The 16,881-nt window shown below is 58.7% G+C and carries 12 protein-coding genes; 7 read left to right on the top strand and 5 right to left on the bottom strand.

Annotated elements, in window-relative coordinates:
- The first annotated feature begins 333 nt into the window (after positions 1 to 333).
- Positions 334 to 2,679, top strand: coding sequence for a TonB-dependent receptor (locus IEV53_RS12625; protein WP_188427185.1), 2,346 nt, complete (start codon positions 334 to 336; stop codon positions 2,677 to 2,679).
- 18 nt (positions 2,680 to 2,697) lie between these two features.
- Here IEV53_RS12625 and IEV53_RS12620 read toward each other — a convergent pair whose 3' ends face one another.
- On the bottom strand, positions 2,698 to 4,926 hold the full coding sequence (locus tag IEV53_RS12620; RefSeq protein WP_188427184.1) for a Hint domain-containing protein: 2,229 nt from the start codon (positions 4,924 to 4,926) through the stop codon (positions 2,698 to 2,700).
- A gap of 300 nt (positions 4,927 to 5,226) precedes the next feature.
- On the opposite strand from IEV53_RS12620, the gene trhO reads away from it, so the two are divergent.
- Positions 5,227 to 6,156: an oxygen-dependent tRNA uridine(34) hydroxylase TrhO gene (gene trhO, locus IEV53_RS12615; RefSeq protein ID WP_188427183.1), complete on the top strand. Its 930-nt coding sequence runs from the start codon at positions 5,227 to 5,229 to the stop codon at positions 6,154 to 6,156.
- Positions 6,157 to 6,244: 88 nt separating this feature from the next.
- On the top strand, positions 6,245 to 6,775 hold the full coding sequence (locus IEV53_RS12610; RefSeq protein WP_188427182.1) for a 2'-5' RNA ligase family protein: 531 nt from the start codon (positions 6,245 to 6,247) through the stop codon (positions 6,773 to 6,775).
- A 7-nt stretch (positions 6,776 to 6,782) separates the two neighbouring features.
- Here the strand turns inward: IEV53_RS12610 and IEV53_RS12605 are convergent, their stop codons facing one another.
- Positions 6,783 to 7,868, bottom strand: coding sequence for a CorA family divalent cation transporter (locus tag IEV53_RS12605; protein WP_188427181.1), 1,086 nt, complete (start codon positions 7,866 to 7,868; stop codon positions 6,783 to 6,785).
- A 209-nt stretch (positions 7,869 to 8,077) separates the two neighbouring features.
- Here IEV53_RS12605 and IEV53_RS12600 point away from each other — a divergent pair, with 209 nt between their 5' ends.
- The 3 genes from IEV53_RS12600 to IEV53_RS12590 all read left to right on the top strand — a co-directional run bounded on the left by IEV53_RS12600 (position 8,078) and on the right by IEV53_RS12590 (position 10,709).
- Positions 8,078 to 8,449, top strand: coding sequence for a hypothetical protein (locus IEV53_RS12600; protein ID WP_188427180.1), 372 nt, complete (start codon positions 8,078 to 8,080; stop codon positions 8,447 to 8,449).
- A gap of 145 nt (positions 8,450 to 8,594) precedes the next feature.
- Entirely contained in the window at positions 8,595 to 9,884 is a 1,290-nt protein-coding gene (gene ahcY, locus IEV53_RS12595; protein ID WP_188427179.1) for an adenosylhomocysteinase, read from the top strand.
- A gap of 138 nt (positions 9,885 to 10,022) precedes the next feature.
- Positions 10,023 to 10,709: an SCO family protein gene (locus tag IEV53_RS12590; RefSeq protein ID WP_188427178.1), complete on the top strand. Its 687-nt coding sequence runs from the start codon at positions 10,023 to 10,025 to the stop codon at positions 10,707 to 10,709.
- Here IEV53_RS12590 and IEV53_RS12585 read toward each other — a convergent pair.
- The 3 genes from IEV53_RS12585 to IEV53_RS12575 form a co-directional block, all read right to left on the bottom strand.
- Positions 10,695 to 12,062, bottom strand: a complete 1,368-nt coding sequence (locus IEV53_RS12585) for a PepSY-associated TM helix domain-containing protein (protein ID WP_188427177.1) — start codon at positions 12,060 to 12,062, stop codon at positions 10,695 to 10,697. The genes IEV53_RS12590 and IEV53_RS12585 overlap by 15 nt on opposite strands.
- An 11-nt stretch (positions 12,063 to 12,073) precedes the next feature.
- Entirely contained in the window at positions 12,074 to 14,449 is a 2,376-nt protein-coding gene (locus IEV53_RS12580) for a TonB-dependent receptor family protein (protein WP_229719875.1), read from the bottom strand.
- A gap of 80 nt (positions 14,450 to 14,529) precedes the next feature.
- Entirely contained in the window at positions 14,530 to 14,895 is a 366-nt protein-coding gene (locus IEV53_RS12575; RefSeq protein ID WP_188427176.1) for a hypothetical protein, read from the bottom strand.
- 448 nt (positions 14,896 to 15,343) lie between these two features.
- Between IEV53_RS12575 and IEV53_RS12570 the strand changes: the two genes are divergently transcribed.
- On the top strand, positions 15,344 to 16,567 hold the full coding sequence (locus tag IEV53_RS12570; protein ID WP_229719874.1) for a glycosyltransferase family 32 protein: 1,224 nt from the start codon (positions 15,344 to 15,346) through the stop codon (positions 16,565 to 16,567).
- The last annotated feature ends 314 nt before the right edge of the window (positions 16,568 to 16,881 follow it).

Genomic DNA, 16,881 nt, shown 5'->3' with positions numbered 1-16,881 from the left:
CCCCAGATCAAGAGACTGTTTCGTGAGCCCTGGCTGTAGGGCCAACCAGGTGGTGCCGGACAACCCGGCCTGCGCGTGCCACATGCCCTCGGGCGAGCGCGCTCTGCGCTTCAGATCTTACGAGCCTGTTTTTGCTTAGATTTATTTGACACTGCCAGCCCATTTCTCTTTCGCAGACACGAGAACCAGCGCGACAGAAAGGAGTATTCCAGTGTTTCATTTTTAACACTTGTGAAATTTACAAACACATTTCGCAACAAATCAATTGAGACTCAGTCGCGCTTTCAGTAAGGAGTTGCGAAATTCTCGCAACATCACGGAGCATCGCGCCACATGCGTTCCCCTACGCGCAAATCCCTGTCTCTTCTTCCGATGCTGACTGGTCTCGTTCTTGGCGCGACTCAGACCCATGCCGCCACGGATGATGTCGATGCCCGCAACGACAAGAAACCCCAGCGCCAGCGCAAGGAAGAAAAACGCAACAGAGACAAGTCCGATGAACAGATCACGGTCATAGGGAACGGCTTCAACACGCTGAAAGACCCGATCGGCCTTTCGCGCATGCCGCAGGACGCGCTGCATACGCCGCAGCAGATCAATATCGTGCCGCAGATGCTGATGAAGCAGCAGAACGTGAAATCGGTTGATGAAGCCCTGCGCAACGTGCCCGGCGTGACGTCTTCAATTGGCGAAGGCGCGGGCGGCATGAATGGCGACCAGTTCCTGATCCGCGGCTTTCAGGCCCAGAACGATATCTACCAGGACGGTCTGCGCGATTTCGGCGTCTATAGCCGCGATGCGTTCAATCTTGAGACGATCTCTGTCATCAAGGGGCCGTCATCCGAGGTGTTCGGTAATGGCACGACAGGCGGCGCCATCAATATGGTGACCAAGACACCGACCCTGACCGATCATTATGGCGCTGAATTCAATGGCGGTTCGGGCTCGTATTATCGCGGTGTGCTCGACGTCAACAAGAAGCTCGACGACCATACGGCGCTTCGCATCACCGGCATGGGCAACGAGAACAATATTGTCGGTCGCGATTTCCTCTATTCGCATCGCTGGGGCATCGCACCTTCGATCGCTTTCGGGCTCGGCAACCGCGCCACGCTCGTGCTGCAATATATGCATCAGCAGGAGAATTCGATCCCCGACTTCGGTGTGCCTGTCGTCACGCCGCCGGGCGCCAGGATTGGCGGTCCGATTACCGAATACGGTATTCGGCGGACCAATTTCTACGGCACGAACAACGACCAGAACGCCACCAACGACAATATGGAAACGGCGCGTTTCTCCTACAAACTCAACGACCACATCAAATTCTACGATGATCTGCGTGGCGGCCAGTTCTACCGGACCTTCGCAGCCTCGAAGGCGACCTGCGACGCGACCTGCGTCAATAATTACTTCCTGGGCAACCCGGCTTCAGCGCTCGTAGCGCGCTCTGGCCCCAGTGGCGCGGGCAATGGCAAGGGACCGGGCACCACCATGGCGCCCCTGCCCTATCAGCAGACAAGCTGGTCGGTTCAGAATGTCGGCTCGATGGTCGCCGATTTCCGCACTGGCTTCCTGAAGCATCAGATCGTGACCGGCTTCGATCTTGAACGCGTCAATGACGTGCGCTCGCAATCGACCTATCTCAAGGCCAAGCCCTATGCCTCTCTGGTCAATCCGAACCCCTATGTCGGCAATCTGCAGCTGGTACCGGGCGACCTGAACCCCGCCGGTCTGGTCTCGCTCGGTGCGCTGGGCGCCAAGTCGCATTCCAATGGCTATGGCTTTGACACTGGCCTGTTCTTCTATGACCAGATCTGGCTGACCAACTGGCTGTCGGTAAAGGGCGGCTTCCGCTGGGATCGCTGGCAGACCAGCTATAATCTGACGGGCGGTAACGTGAAGACCAACCCCGACATCCATTACCATCAGGTCAGCAGCGTCTTTAATCCCAATGTCAGCCTTGTCGGCACGCCGGACGAGCATCAGACCTATTATTTCACCTGGGCGACCTCGACCACGCCTAGCGGAATGTATGTGACCAATGGCTCGGTGCCGATCCGCCCCGGCACCAACTCCTTCGCCAGCCCGGAAAAGGCCACACTCTATGAGGTGGGTGCGAAATACAGTGCCTTTCATGACCGTATGGGCTTTACGGCCTCGCTGTTCCGTCTGGAAAAGAACAACGCCATCAATGCCGACCCGGTTACGGGCCAGGTGCTGGGCTCAAGCGACAAGCAGCGCAATCAGGGCCTCGAACTCTCTGTCAGCGGCATGATCATGCGCGGGTGGAATGTCTCGGCTACCTACGCCTTGTATGACAGCGACACTCTGGCCTCCGATACAGCAGCAGCCGTGGGCAAGCAGGTGCAGTATGTTCCGCATAATCAGGCAACGCTGTGGTCTGTGTACGAAGCTTTCCCGAACACTCCCTATAACGTCTCGTTCGGTGGCGGCATGACCTGGCGTCAGCAGGTCTGGCTGAACACGACCAATACGCTGCGCGTGCCGGCCAATCTCGATTTCGATGCTGTCGTTTCACATCGTCTCGGCAAGCACTGGAAGCTCGCCCTGAACGGGTACAATCTGGCAAATCGCCTGAATTATCAGAGTCTGTTCTCGAACCGTGCCACCCCTTCGGGCGGTCGTACCTTCCTGGGGCAGATCAGCATGAGCTACTGATCCTGCCTCAGGGAAATGTCAGGCGCGACGCAGCGCCTGAACATAGTCTTCGTCGTCGACACTTCCGTAATAAGCGGTTTCTGCCGGAAAACGCGGCTTGAGGTATGGGCCGGCAGCATCAACCCTGAGCGCGAGAAGAGTTAGCCCTCCCGGACGGCGCTCAGGCAGAGACAAGGCAGCATTGCCATTTGTCCAGCGTCTGCCGCACGGCTCGAGATTATTCCAGCCATGCTGGCCAGCATTATTGAGCGCGTCCGGCAGATTGACTGTTTCCCAGCTGTCAAAAAGCGTGATCGCTCCCACCAGAACGCCGAGGCGCCGTCTGTCATCGACATAAGGCGCAATAGCGTCACTGGGGCGACTTGTGTTGGAGACGATACGCACGTCACGGGCGTTGTCCGGCAGAACGAAAACATAGTGACCGTCTCTGGATCGACTGCGTCCAATCCACTCACCCGCTTCTGTAACGATATAGAGGTCCGGATCGAGCGTCGTCTCCAGTTGAGTGCCATCACGGGTCTGCACATCATTAAGCGCAGCACGGGCCACTACACGCTCGAAGATCGGCTCAACGAACGCGCGGTCAGTCCTCAGTTGGGCGGCGGCGGCGATATGCCAGTCCAGTGTTCGCGCACCCAGAACATGCACCGCTCCGGTCTGCCGGAAAGACTGGCGCTTGCCGGTATCCAGATAGCTTTCGCTCCAGACGCCGTCAGCCATGATCACCGAGTGATGCTCTGTTTCGATGTGATAATACTCGTATTCACTGAAGGTTCGATCATAGAAAATAGAGCTTCCATTGACCAACATGCGGACGGGAACGAACGCATCATCCAGAAAAAGGCAGTGTTCTGAAGTGATAAGCATGTCCTTGAAGGGCAGGCTCTCTCCGAGAGCATCTTTCAGTATCCTGACGGGATAACCAGAAAGATCACTCGGCAGATCAGGCCGGATTATCGCGGATGCTTTTCCGGCCCAGATCACCTCGCGTTCCTCGGTCACTCCCCCTACACGGGCCAGAACCTTGTCACCGATCTCGATATCCTCAACCGCGACCATCCCCTTATGGGTCTCGATAAGTGTCCCAGCCAGAAAGCAGGGGGCCGGATCGGTCGTGCTTACGGTACCGCCAGATACCAGAAGCTGGCCGCCATTCTGAATTAATGTCGGGTCGGTAATCGACGCACCAGAGGACACGCGCACAACGAAACTGCCCGCACCCGCCGATCCGATATAGGGAGAGATGATACTCGCGCCACTATAGATATAGGCATCCGAATACCCATCGGCCCCCGACCCACTATTGACATAGGTATCATTTATGGATTGCGCACCTGATGAGAGATAGACAACATTCGAATTGAGGACATTGCTCGAAAGCGTCGCGCCACTCATGGCTGAGACGTAGCCGTTGAGTAGGAGAGAATTCTCCAGAGTCCCACCGCCCATGACCGATACTGTCGCCACACTGCCACTGATGGTGACGCCAGAAACGGTTGCGCCACTTGAAATGGTCAGTGTCGATATTGCCGAAAAGGTTACGGCACCAGTCGCAGAGACATTGCCACTGACATAATAGGTGACTTTGTTGATCGATACAGCTGACCATGTTCCACCGCTGAGAACCACCGCACTCTGCGGCGGAACATACACATAGGCGCTGCCACTGCCGTAAGAGGTAGCCATCGACAGAACGCTGCCAGCACCCGTGTTGATGTCAGAGGCTGTAGCGCCGGAAGACACATACGCACTGGCGCCAGAACCCAATGTCAGCCCCGACACCGTTGCACCTGAAAATGCCGACAGAGCCAACCCTGCTACAGCGCCATCACTCATGGTGGCACCCACCAGAGAAGCGCCCGAACTTACATAGACATAGGCGTTCGTATCTGTCCCTGATCCACTATTGACGAAGAGATCATTGACCGAACTCCCGCCTGAAGACAGGGTGACCTCGGTGGAGTTGAGGGTATTCCCAGAGACCACTCCCCCGTTCGCTACGCGCAGGTAACCGTTCAGCTCGTAAGAGGAGACCATGGTTCCGCCATTCAGAACGGAAACCGTTGGGACGCCACCTGTAACAGTTGCCCCCGACACGACGGCACCGCTGGAAACGGTGAGAGTCCCGATATTCGACAGCGTTACGGCACCTGTGGCAGACACTGAGCCGCTCACATACCAGGTCGCACCATTTTTGTATGTCGCAGTCCAGTTACCACCGCTGAGAACTGTCACCGATGTTGCCATTTGAGCCTCCCCGACCCGCTCATCCTAAGGCCATAACCGTTAAAGTTTTGTTATAAGGCGGCATGTGATAACTTAACCGGGGAACTACAATTAAATTTCACTCAGTTTTCATTAAATTAATGATGAAATTTACCGATTGGGTGATTTTCAGTCAAATATCATTAATGTCTCGCTCGCGGGAAGGGCATCCCGAAATACGATCAAAAACCCGCATGGCTCGACCATTCATGATGGAAGCCGAGCATCTTCCTGCGCTATGACCCCCCCCGAATAGCTCTTGAGGTTACCGGGAATTCTATCATGCCGCAGCACTCCATCTGCATTGCAGCCCTTTACCGTTTTACGTGTTTTGCAGATCCTGTCGGGCTGCGCGCTCCCCTGCTGGATGCCTGCACCAGTTTTGGCATTCGGGGTACGCTGCTTCTGGCGCGCGAGGGTATCAACGGGACAATTGCCGGCACTCCCGAGGGCATAGACGCCATTCTTGCCCATATTCGCACATTGCCTGGCTGCGATGCGCTGGAGTGGAAGCTGTCCTATGATGTTTCCATGCCCTTCAATCGCATGAAGGTACGTCTGAAGCGTGAGATCGTGACCATGGGACAGCCTGATATCGATCCGCTTGCCGGTGTCGGCCATTACGTGCCTGCCGCCGACTGGAACGCGCTGATTTCAGACCCCGATACGATCCTAATCGACACGCGCAATGACTATGAGGTGGCTGTCGGCACCTTCAAGGGCGCCATCGACCCCGATATCCAGAGCTTTCGTCAGTTCCCCGAGTGGTTTCGTGCCCGCCGCGCGGCTCTTGAAGCGGAGGGGCGCAAGCCGAAAATCGCCATGTTCTGCACTGGCGGCATACGCTGCGAAAAATCGACCGCCTTCGCGCTCTCCGAAGGCGTGGAAGACGTCTATCATCTCAAGGGCGGCATTCTGAAATATCTCGAAGACGTGCCGGAATCCGAAAGCCTGTGGGAAGGCGAATGCTTCGTCTTCGACCAGCGCGTCACCGTGCGTCATGGCCTCGAACCCGGTGCCTATGATCTGTGCCATGCCTGCCGCCGCCCGGTTTCCGCAGAGGACAAGCTGTCAGATCTCTATGTCGAAGGCGTCCAGTGTCCTGCCTGTGCTGCCGAACGCACAGATGAACAGCGCGCCCGTTATGCCGCCCGCCAGCATCAGGAAGACCTCGCCCGCGCCCGTGGAACGCATCATATCGGCGGGGAGTGAGCGCGCCGACCTCTTCGCCTTTTCCTCATGCAACCATAGCTGCGGCTGAACCGCTCTGGCTCCCACCCGGGCGGAGAGAGGAAAAACCGTGCAGGAAACCAGCGAAGCGCCATTGATCATGACGCTCGAACTAGCGCCGGAAGAACAGGCCTGGGCGCAGACACAGCGCGACCTGTATTTTCCGCGCGAGCGGAATATCGTGCCTGCCCATGTCACCCTGTTTCATGCCTTGCCCGCGGAGTATCTGACGCAGGTTCTGACCCTCATGAGACAGCCTCGCCCGGCCCCTCTCGTACAGATCGGCGCGCCTTATCTGTTGGGAAAAGGCGTGGCTTATCGCCTCTCAATCCCGGAGGGCGCGGCAATACGCGCATCGTTCTGCGCGCTCATACCCAAAGACAGAATGACAAGGCAGGATCAGGCGCCATGGCGACCTCATCTGACCGTGCAGAACAAGGTATCACCAGAGCAGGCGCGCGACCTGCATCACCGGCTGCTGGCCGAACCGATGCGGGAGGCCCATCCTGCCGCAGCCCTGACCTTGTGGCGCTATCTGCGCGGCCCCTGGGAGCAGATCGAACGGGCGGCTTTCACACCCGGTCGGGACCATTCGGCCTGAAACCAGCCTAGAGCAGGCGGGCGAGCTTCAGGAACACCCAGGTCAGGATCATGGCGATAAAGCACACGGCACCTGCCTCGAGTGTGCCGAGCTGCCCGCTGGCCAGATACATGCCGCCCGTATTCATGCCGAAAAATCCGGTCACGAGCGTCGCGGGAAACATGAGAATGGTGGCAGCAGTCAGAATATACAGGCGCCGGTTGGTCTCTTCGGCCTGGGAAGAGCCCAGTTCGTCCTGAAGCGAGCGTGCGCGATCAAGAAGCGCGATCATGTCGTCCAGCGCCGCATGAACCTGGCGCTCGGTGCGATCACGCAGCTCGTCTTCGGCCCATTCCGGCAGTTCGAGATCCTCGTCACGCAACACACGGTCGATCGGGGTCACGACACGACGCAGCTCGGTTGCGCGACGACGACCCTTACCGACGATACCACCGAGATGACCCAGATCGGTGCGGCGCTCGATCAGAAGCAGCGCGTCTTCGGCACGGTCAAGTTCGTCATCGAGCTTGCCGATCTGACGACGCACACTGCCGGTGAATTCGCGCAATGCACGATCAATCACCCCAGCGGGGCTGCGCGGAATGGAGTCTGCCCGCAGTGTGCGGAACGCAGCCCCCAGAACCGGTATCGGATTGCGTCGTGTCGTGATGAGCAGATCGGGGCGCATGGCAAAGCGCCAGGCGCAGATATCGCGATCCTCTTCCGAAACGGCATCGTCAAAAGCAGGGAGCGCGCCCCATACGAGACCGGGAAGGGCCTCCAGCATGACGCCATATTCGGTTTCGGCCAGCATGGCGCTGACGTCTTCCGGCAGGCAGGGCAGGGTGGCGACATGCTGTCGCGCCGAGCTGTGCACGGTGTCGAAATGCAGCCAGGCCCAGCTTTCCGAGGGTTTGGGATAATTCGAGGGTGGCGTGCGATCATTGAGCAGGCTCTCGATCTCATGCGGCTCGAGCGGCACAGGATCTTCACCCGGCCTCGCCCTGATGGCCCAGACCAGCCCGTTGGCAATGCCGTGAGGCAATACGCCGTTCGGCTTCATGTCCTGGCCTGCGACGACTGAGAACGGCAGCTGCGAGCGTGTGTTGGACATGCCATCCTCCATCGTGAGGGATCGGAAGCGCAAGCTGGGCGCCGCTCGCTCTCTCGCATGTGTGCCCGAGACAGGCAACCGGTTTCAAACCTTAATCTTGTGACGAGGAAACCGGAACGCCGCCGGTTTGTTACCAGTTCGTCCAGATGTCCCGCAAAACGAAGAACCCGGCCCGACATCCCTACCCCGTTTTCCGACAGGAGCCTGTCATGAAACACGCATTCAAAGCCGTCCTGACCGCATCCGCCCTGCTTGCGGCCCCTGCTCTCGTTTCAGCCCCTGCCTTCGCCCAGGCGACGACGGCTACCGACAGCGATCAGGCCCCATCAGCCCAGAAGGCCGAAACGCTCAAGAACCAGTCAACCCACATCCATAACCCGACCGAACAGAACAAGACGTTCAAGAACCAGGCAAGCGAGCAGCCCGATCCGAAGACACCGAGCGCCCCCGGTGCGACGGTCGTCCCCACGGGCGAAACCTCGGACAAGATGCCCATCTCGTCACCCCAGCACGAGCAGGCCTCCAAGCACAAACACAGCATGAAGGGCATGAAAATGTCCGACAAATCGGCCCAGCAATAAGCAGCCGATAGCGTCCGTTCCGCCTTACCGGGCCTGAATCAGGCGCCCGCCCTCATGGGGTCGGGCGCTTTTTTCTTGTGCGCTGGCCCAAAGCCGGAACTCGCATTATACAAATGCCCCTCATCAGAGAAACAAGGGTTTCAGAATGACCGATTACAAGGTGCGCGACATCGCCCTGGCCGAATGGGGCCGCAAGGAGATTTCCATTGCCGAAGGCGAAATGCCCGGCCTGATGGCGCTCCGTGAGGAATATGGCGCCAGCCAGCCGCTCAAGGGCGCGCGCATCGCTGGCTGTCTGCACATGACCATCCAGACCGCCGTGCTGATCGAGACGCTGACGGCTCTCGGCGCGACCGTGCGCTGGTCGTCCTGCAACATCTTCTCGACCCAGGACCAGGCTGCTGCCGCCATCGCCGCGACCGGCGTGCCGGTTTTCGCCTGGAAGGGCCTGAGCGAGGAAGAGTTCTGGTGGTGCATCGAGCAGACCATCAAGGGTCCCGATGGCTGGACGCCGAACATGATCCTCGATGACGGCGGCGACCTGACCGTGCTGATGCACGACAAGTACCCCGAGATGCTGAACGACGTGCGCGGCCTGTCCGAAGAGACGACCACGGGCGTGCATCGCCTGTGGGAAATGGCAAAGAAGGGCACGCTGAAGGTTCCGGCCATCAACGTGAATGACAGCGTCACCAAGTCGAAATTCGACAATCTCTATGGATGCCGCGAGAGCCTGGTGGACGCCATCCGCCGTGGCACCGACGTCATGATGGCTGGCAAGGTTGCCGTGGTTGCCGGTTATGGCGACGTGGGCAAGGGCTCTGCCGCCTCGCTGCGCAACGCAGGCTGCCGCGTGCTAGTGACCGAAGTCGATCCGATCTGCGCCCTGCAGGCCGCAATGGAAGGCTATGAGGTCGTGACGATGGAAGCCGCCGCACCGCGTGGCGACATCTTCGTGACCTGCACGGGCAATGTCGACATCATCACCGTCGAGCATATGCGCGAGATGAAGCACCGCGCCATCGTGTGCAACATCGGCCATTTCGACAGCGAAATTCAGGTCGAGGCGCTGCGCAACTACAAGTGGGACAACGTCAAGCCGCAGGTGGACGAGATCGAGTTCCCCGACGGCAAGCGCATCATCCTGCTGTCTGAAGGCCGCCTCGTGAACCTTGGCAACGCCACGGGTCATCCGTCCTTCGTCATGTCGGCTTCCTTCACCAACCAGACCCTGGCCCAGATCGAACTCTGGACGGCCAAGCCCGGCCAGTACGACGTCAAGGTCTACACCCTGCCGAAGAAGCTGGACGAGAAGGTGGCAGCGCTGCATCTCGCCAAGGTCGGCGCCGAGCTGAGCAAGATGAGCAACAAGCAGGCCGATTACATCGGTGTGCCGGTTGCCGGTCCGTTCAAGCACGAAGAATACCGCTACTAAAAGAGGTGCGCAGGGTTCCACCCTGCAAACCGCCAGAGGGTCATCACCCTCTGGAAACCCTCTTGCAGGGATGAAAGGGGTTCGCCCCTTTCCGGGGAGCGGGGCAGAGCCCCGCCTCCTTCGACAAGGGAGACGCGCATGGCCCGAAAACGCTCCGCCGCCAGACCCTCCCGCTCCAGACAACCCGCATCCCGACATTCTGCACGCCGTCTCTGGATCGTGCCCACGCTCGTCCTGGCCGGTCTGTTTTCTGGCGCCATCGGGCTTCAGACGCTTCTTGCGCATCGGCAGAGCGCACCGATTGGTGGCCCCTACACCCTGATCGACAGCGAGAACCGGCCAACTACCGAGGCGCGCTTCGCCGGGCAGCAGACCCTGATCTATTTCGGCTATACGCATTGCCTCGATGTCTGCCCGCTGACACTGGCTACCGTTGCGCAGGCCTATACGCTTCTGCCCCCAGACAAACGCCCCCCTGTCCCGCTCTTCATCACGCTCGACCCGGAGCGCGACCGGCCGGAAGATGTCGCCCGCTATACGAGGCATTTCTCACTCGATATTGTCGGCCTCACCGGTACACCTGCCCAAATAGAGGCCGTGGCCCGGGAATTTCACGTCACCTCCCATATTACGATGCCCGCCATGAGCGGATCCGATCCGGATCACGCCATGATGGCGGGTGAGCAGAAGGGCGATTACCGCATCGACCATTCTTCAGTGCTTTATCTGATGGACGGCCAGAACCATCTACAGGCGATACTGCCCGCAGATTCCAGCCCGGCCCTCGTTGCGCGTAATCTCATGCCCTATCTATCGAAGCGCTGAAAAACGCCGCCCGAACAGGGCATTCGCCAGCACAAGCAGAAGCAGTGACGCCCCAAGCTCCGGCAGCAGAACTCCCAGAACGACCATGACGACCAGAGCCCCTGCCGCGACAGGGCGTGGTGAGGCTTTGGGGGCGTCCAGATGACCGGGGCGGCGTCGCTTCAGCCAGATCACGAGCGCAGCCACACTCGCCAGGGTCAGAACAAACGCAACGAGCAGGTTGAGCGCGAGATTGAGCACGCCGAAGAGATGCCCCTCATGAAAGGCCACGCCATAACCGATGAGGCGATCTGAAAAAGTCTTGTCGGCAAAACGCGCTATATGCGTAACGGCGCCTCCAGCCGTCACGCTTGCCTCGATACGTCTGGGGCGATTTTGCGCGTCAGAGCGTATGTGCCACTCGCCCCCGGCTGATGTGGGCGGTGTCACAAGCACCGGTGCGGGAAAGGCGAGATGCTGCGCGGTCTCGAAAACCGCATCCAGACCGGAATGGCTTGCCCTCTCAGTCTGACGACCAGAGTCTGAACCGTTTTCGCTGCCCCCATCCATGCTCGCCATCTCAGCATCAGACATGCCGGGCATCGCCGCATGGCCCGAAAGCGTTGCCGCGATGGGAACAGCCCCTATCTCCCAATCCTGTATCGCCACAAGCCTGCCGATGCGGCTTTCGACAGCCGAAAATGCGGAGCCCCAGACAAACGACCAGGGCAGACCCGACACCAGAAACAAGACCAGCACCAGAGAGACCCACATCCCCCCGACAGCGTGGAGATCGCGCCAGAACGGGCGCCCGGCCAGACGGAGCCTCGGCACGACACTGCCCTGCGCCCCACCCCCACGCGGCCACCAGAGCAGCAGCCCCGTCACCACGAGAACGATGGTCCATGAGGCCACCATCTCCATGATCACCGAGCCCCAATTGCCTATCAGCAATTGCCCGTGGAGCCGGAACACCAGCCGCTCGAACCGTGTCTGCTCATCGCGACAGGCCAGCACCCTGAGCGTGACCGGGTCGATATAGACGCGTGCGACATCGGCACCATGCGCCACGAGAACACGCGTTGCCTGCTTTTTGCGAGAGGGCATTTCCAGTGCCAGGAAATGTCCCCCCTCCACGGCGGCGAGAGCAGCATCGCGCTGGGCACTGACGCTTCGTGGCAGCCCGTCCGAAACCGCATGATCGATATCGCGATCCAGAAAGGTCTCGATCTGCGGCTTGAACAGATAGAGCGAGCCGGTCACGCAGAGCATGATCACGAAAGGCAGGCAGAAAAGCCCGGCAAAGAAATGCCACCGCCAGAGTGTGGTGCGGTCTGGCCACAGGACATGACTGCGACTGGAAAAAAAAGCCATGATATCTTCCCTCAGAACCGCACCCGTACACCGCCGAAAAAGGCGCGTGGGCTACCCGCATAGATCGAGCCTGTCTTTGTCGCGAGCGTCGCAGCCCCGGCCTGCTGCCCGTTGGCCAGAAGCGTATCGCTGATGGTCGTTGCACCGGCGGCATAGACGGTGTTGGCGACATTCTGCACTTCGACATAGCTGTGCAGACGATGCACCCAGCCCAGCCGTGCCGGTGGGTCGTAATGCACCTCCAGATTAAGCAGACCGTAGCCGGGGATTTTGAGCAGATTGGCATTGTCGATGTAGAAGGCGCTGCGCCATGTCACTTCGGCAAACCCACCCAGCCCCTCGAAAATCCCTGAGGGCTGGTCATAGAGCACGCGCGCATTCAGGAAATGCGGCATGACCCCTGGGATGAGATTACCCTTGCGCGAAAAGCTGCGCGACAGCGTGCTGTTCGACAGGATTTCGGCATAATTCGTGTAGATCTGGTTGTCATAGGTATAGGACAGACGCAGCTTCGCCCCCGGCAGGGACCGGGGCAAGGCTTGCCATGTGACAGCGAGTTCCACACCGCGATGCTGGGACGCGGGGGCGTTGAAGGTGTAGCTGCCCGCCTGGGTGTTCACCCCGGCCGACTGGCTGACCAGTTCGTTCCTGTAAAACTCATAGAACCCGGTCGCCTGCACATTGACTGACGGCGAGGGGTGCCATTCTGTTCCAAGATCGATGCCAAGGCTGCTCTGGCTCTTGAGCTGGGTGTTGTTCCCGTAATTGCCCTGCGGCGTCACAAAGAAGCTGGAATAGCCCGGCGTGGCATAGGCAGTGCCCAGTCGCGCATGCCATGTCCAGGCCTTGTCAGGCGCAAAGACGACAGATGCTTCGGGCGCGAGATTGAAGAAACGCCTGTTAGCCGTGATGTATTGCGCGCGCGTGCCCGTGGCAGCGTGACTGAAGACGGTCTGCACGGCTCCAATATCGGATTGCGTGCCCCCCAATCCGATCACGACATGCCATTTTGGTGCGAACTGCCAGTCTTCCTCAAAACGCAGGCCGATATTCCATTGATGGCCATAAGAGGTCGATGTCTGGCTGCCACGTGTCGCACCGGGCTGTGGCAGCAAGGCGTATACCTGATAGCCGTAATCCATATAGTCGAAATTCGCCCCGACAAAGCTCGTGAGCGGTGTCGTGCCCAGCTTGTCGTGACGGGTCAGATCAGTCTGAACATTGTAGGAATTGAACGGCCCGACAAAGGAGGTCGTCGAGGTTGGCTGCTCGATATGACGCTGGTCATAGGTGAACTGCGTGCGCCAGAACATGCGCGGCGTGAAATCATGCTCCCAGCGCAGCCCGACGATACTGCGCCGGTCAAACCGCCCCAGATTGGCCTGTTGAGGCGTTACCGCCGTCTGCGCGCCATAAGCGCCATTGCGATAGAGCGAGACTGTACCACATCCGGCGGCGGCACCAGCGGCGGTGGCACAACCCTGCTGATAAGGGTTGAGGCGATACTGGCTGAGAGACAGACGCAACGGCAGAGAGGCATCGGTCACATTGTTGATGAATTTCAGTACCAGACGATCTTTCGGCGACAGGGACACACGCAGACGCATGTTTTCAGTCGAGGTCGCATACTGGCTGTTGGCGATGAAGCCATCGCTGCGCACATCACTCGCAAACAGCATGAAATCATAGACGCGATTGCCCGCACCAAGCGTCATGTAATTATTGAACGTGCCAAAGCTGCCGAAATCGGATCCGAGTTCGAGCCCGTGGATCGAAGCGCCGCTGCGTGTACGGAAGTTGATCGCCCCGTTGATGGCGTAATTGCCATAGAGGGTCGAAGCCGGGCCCTGAAAGACATCGACCCCTTCATAGGCATGAGGGTCTATCAGATCGGCACGCGCCGTACCGTCAGGCTGCGTGACGGGGAATCCGTCTTCCGAAACCTGCAGGTTACGCAACCCGTAGGATTGACGCGCCCCTGACCCGCGTATGGAAACGACGGTGTCTCGCGGGCCGTTGCCCTGCAGGAAACTCGCCCCGGGCACAGTCACCAGCATGTCGGCCACGCTTTGCGCGACGTGACCGGCAAAATCCTTGCGCTCGGCGCTATAGCTTGTCTGCCCTGTAGGCGAGAGGGTCGCAGGGCCACGGGCCTGCCCTGTGACCTGAATGATCTCGCTTGCTGCAAGGCGCTTCTTTTCGTGTGCATTGCGCTTTTGAGGCGGGGGCGTCTGCGATGACTGAACAGGGCGCTGCATGGAGGCACCATGGTGAGGCAGCATCGGCAAAGACGGGTTTTGTGCAGCAAGAGCAGGAAGACTGCCCAGACCGAGGAAAGCAGGAAGCGTGCGTCCACAGCGGCGCACGGTCCGAAAAAACAGGGACATGATGAGATAACCTGACCGGGAAAAAGGTCATGACCGGACGAGCGCCTTCAGGCGCAGCCGTTGTCATGAAGCGGCGTGTGTCAGGTTGAGACGGGTGGCCCCTGGGGTGATCGGCTGTCACGCGCGGGCTCGGGAGGGCCACGCACGGGAGGGAAACACCAGAACCCCACAGAATGGACAAAAAGCACGATACCGCGTTGCGGCACCATCAGGGCCAGGGCAGGCCCCGATATGTCTGCACCGAGGGAGAGCAGCATGGCCCCGTCAGACAGGGTCGTGTCATGATGTCTATGGTCAGGATCATCAGGCGAGGGCGTCTCGCAAAGAACAGAGAGCGCTGCGAGAGTGCCCAGCGGGTCATCGGTTGCAACACCGGTCTGAGGAGGCGTGCCGGCCAGACGAACCATCAGGGCGAGCGCAGTCAGCAGCAGGAATGCCGCCCTCATGCCACCCGTTCGCCCCATTGCTCTCATGCCCTGATTCACTAGGCGATGAAGACGGCTTTGCCCATAGGGAGTCAGGAAATCGCGTCACTACCGTGTTCAGACAACCCCAGAGTTCGACACATGCACCGACAAGGTCAAGCCGGAACAAGCATTGGTTTAGGTAGACTTATATCGCGAAAAAATATGGTTGAACGGATTCAAGTAATATTGATGGTACGTAACAAGGTGACGACGCGCCAGAATGCCAGACACGCAATCCAGTCAATACGACAGGACATTTGAACTCATTCAAAATATTTCCCGACATGTGGAAAACATATATATTATGATATCAGAAATAAAATGATAATATACTCCATTACTGATGACCATCAATGAATGGACATGTGGATACAGATGTGAGATAGGTTACTGACGCGATTATCACAGAAGCGGGAAATTAAGGGCAATGGACAGCGAAAATCCGGGATCAGATCCTGCTCTGGTCGATATCGATGCGTGGGATGAACTGAGAGCCGAAGAAGCACCGCAGCAGGAAGCCGCAGCTTCGCTCCCAAGTGTGCTCGCTGGCCTTGACGCGCTGACCGACGACGATTTTGCCCATGAGGCGCAGGCCATCGCTTTCTACCGGCAGAATGGCTGCTCGACACTCATGCAGGCCTTTACCCTCGCGAATATCCTGCATACCAACTTCTGTGTGAAAGAAGCTTCGCGCTTTTATCGTATTGCCTACGAGTTCCACTCGAAAAACCCTGGCGAATACCCCCTGGCGCAGTCGCTCCTGCAGGCCCGCCTGCTATGCCTGATGAAGGCGGGTCTGGAGTTGCCCGACGATGAGATTGCTGAATTGCAAACTCTCGCTCCACTCTATGCCAATTTCATCAGAGGCGTTCATTTGGCTTGGCGTGGCGGAGACCCGACGGGCGCCATGCGCTTGACGGCCAATACCTTTGAGGAATTCCATACAGGCGAGGAAATCGACCAGCTTTATCTCGGCTTCGCTCTCCAAGCCGGCTTCCCTTTCACAAAGGGACGCAGCGAACACCGCGTCATCCCCAATCAGCTTTTCCTCTACTGGGACCAGAACCCTCCCGAAGAGATCCGCGCCAATTTCGACTTCCATCGTCAGATCTCCGGGCTCAATGTCCGCATCTTCGACAAGCCTGAGGCAGAACAATGGCTCTACGACGTCTACGGCGTCGAAGCGCGCTCGCTCTTCCTTTCGGCCCGTCATCCAGCCGAGGCAGCCGATATCCTGCGCGTTCACGTCATTCAGGCGCTTGGCGGCTGGTGGCTTGATGCTGATATCCGCCTGCGTGATGATCAGACCATCCAGTTCATGCTCGACCAGAAGGAAGAGAATGTCCTGTTCCTGACCCAGAACAAGTTTGTCCATAACGATTTCTACGGATCGGTTCCACAGAGCCCGCTTCTCAGTGAGTGCTTGCTGAACATCTACCGCAACAGCTACCTGCATACGGGATTGTTTATCTCGTACAAGACCGGACCCGGCGTGTTCAATCGCGCCGTAAACCGCCTGATTCATCGCGATGTTTCCGGCATCGCCCCCATGGCACCGACCAGCGTGCATGACCATCACGTGTTCAGCCGCCTGATCGAAGAATTCGATACTCCCTACAAGTATCAGATCAAGCACTGGCAGGCCGTCTGAGCCATCGCCGGACGCGTAACACGCACCATAATAGCTTCTGCCCATGCCTCGTCCTGTCTGACCTGGCATGGAGCGCCATGAAGCCTCTGTGACGTTCCTACTCCCTGAACACCACCCCGACGGCGCGCGTCCGATCCCCGGGGCCAGACGGCATACCGGGATCCCCACGTAGAACGACCATAGGGAAAAGCACCTTGTGCGATGGGATCGAAAATGAAACGATTGGCAGGAGTGTTTCTTCATCCTGATCAATAGGGCTTCCTGCCTATGCGTTCGTTTTTCCCGTTTCTTGGTCTGGCATTATGTCTGGAGCC

Source organism: Asaia siamensis, assembly GCF_014635085.1.
Taxonomy (GTDB): domain Bacteria; phylum Pseudomonadota; class Alphaproteobacteria; order Acetobacterales; family Acetobacteraceae; genus Asaia; species Asaia siamensis.
Note: the sequence above shows the minus strand (reverse complement) of the source record. Positions and strands in the feature narration are given on the sequence as shown.

Excerpts from the sequence above, each read along its gene's own strand:
- IEV53_RS12605 (WP_188427181.1), bottom strand. The coding sequence starts at position 7,868 with ATGTCCAACACACGCTCGCAGCTGCCGTTCTCAGTCGTCGCAGGCCAG.
- ahcY (WP_188427179.1), top strand. The coding sequence starts at position 8,595 with ATGACCGATTACAAGGTGCGCGACATCGCCCTGGCCGAATGGGGCCGC.
- IEV53_RS12600 (WP_188427180.1), top strand. The coding sequence starts at position 8,078 with ATGAAACACGCATTCAAAGCCGTCCTGACCGCATCCGCCCTGCTTGCG.
- IEV53_RS12625 (WP_188427185.1), top strand. The coding sequence starts at position 334 with ATGCGTTCCCCTACGCGCAAATCCCTGTCTCTTCTTCCGATGCTGACT.
- IEV53_RS12575 (WP_188427176.1), bottom strand. The coding sequence starts at position 14,895 with ATGAGGGCGGCATTCCTGCTGCTGACTGCGCTCGCCCTGATGGTTCGT.
- trhO (WP_188427183.1), top strand. The coding sequence starts at position 5,227 with ATGCCGCAGCACTCCATCTGCATTGCAGCCCTTTACCGTTTTACGTGT.
- IEV53_RS12620 (WP_188427184.1), bottom strand. The coding sequence starts at position 4,926 with ATGGCAACATCGGTGACAGTTCTCAGCGGTGGTAACTGGACTGCGACA.
- IEV53_RS12570 (WP_229719874.1), top strand. The coding sequence starts at position 15,344 with ATGGACAGCGAAAATCCGGGATCAGATCCTGCTCTGGTCGATATCGAT.
- IEV53_RS12585 (WP_188427177.1), bottom strand. The coding sequence starts at position 12,062 with ATGGCTTTTTTTTCCAGTCGCAGTCATGTCCTGTGGCCAGACCGCACC.
- IEV53_RS12590 (WP_188427178.1), top strand. The coding sequence starts at position 10,023 with ATGGCCCGAAAACGCTCCGCCGCCAGACCCTCCCGCTCCAGACAACCC.
- IEV53_RS12580 (WP_229719875.1), bottom strand. The coding sequence starts at position 14,449 with ATGTCCCTGTTTTTTCGGACCGTGCGCCGCTGTGGACGCACGCTTCCT.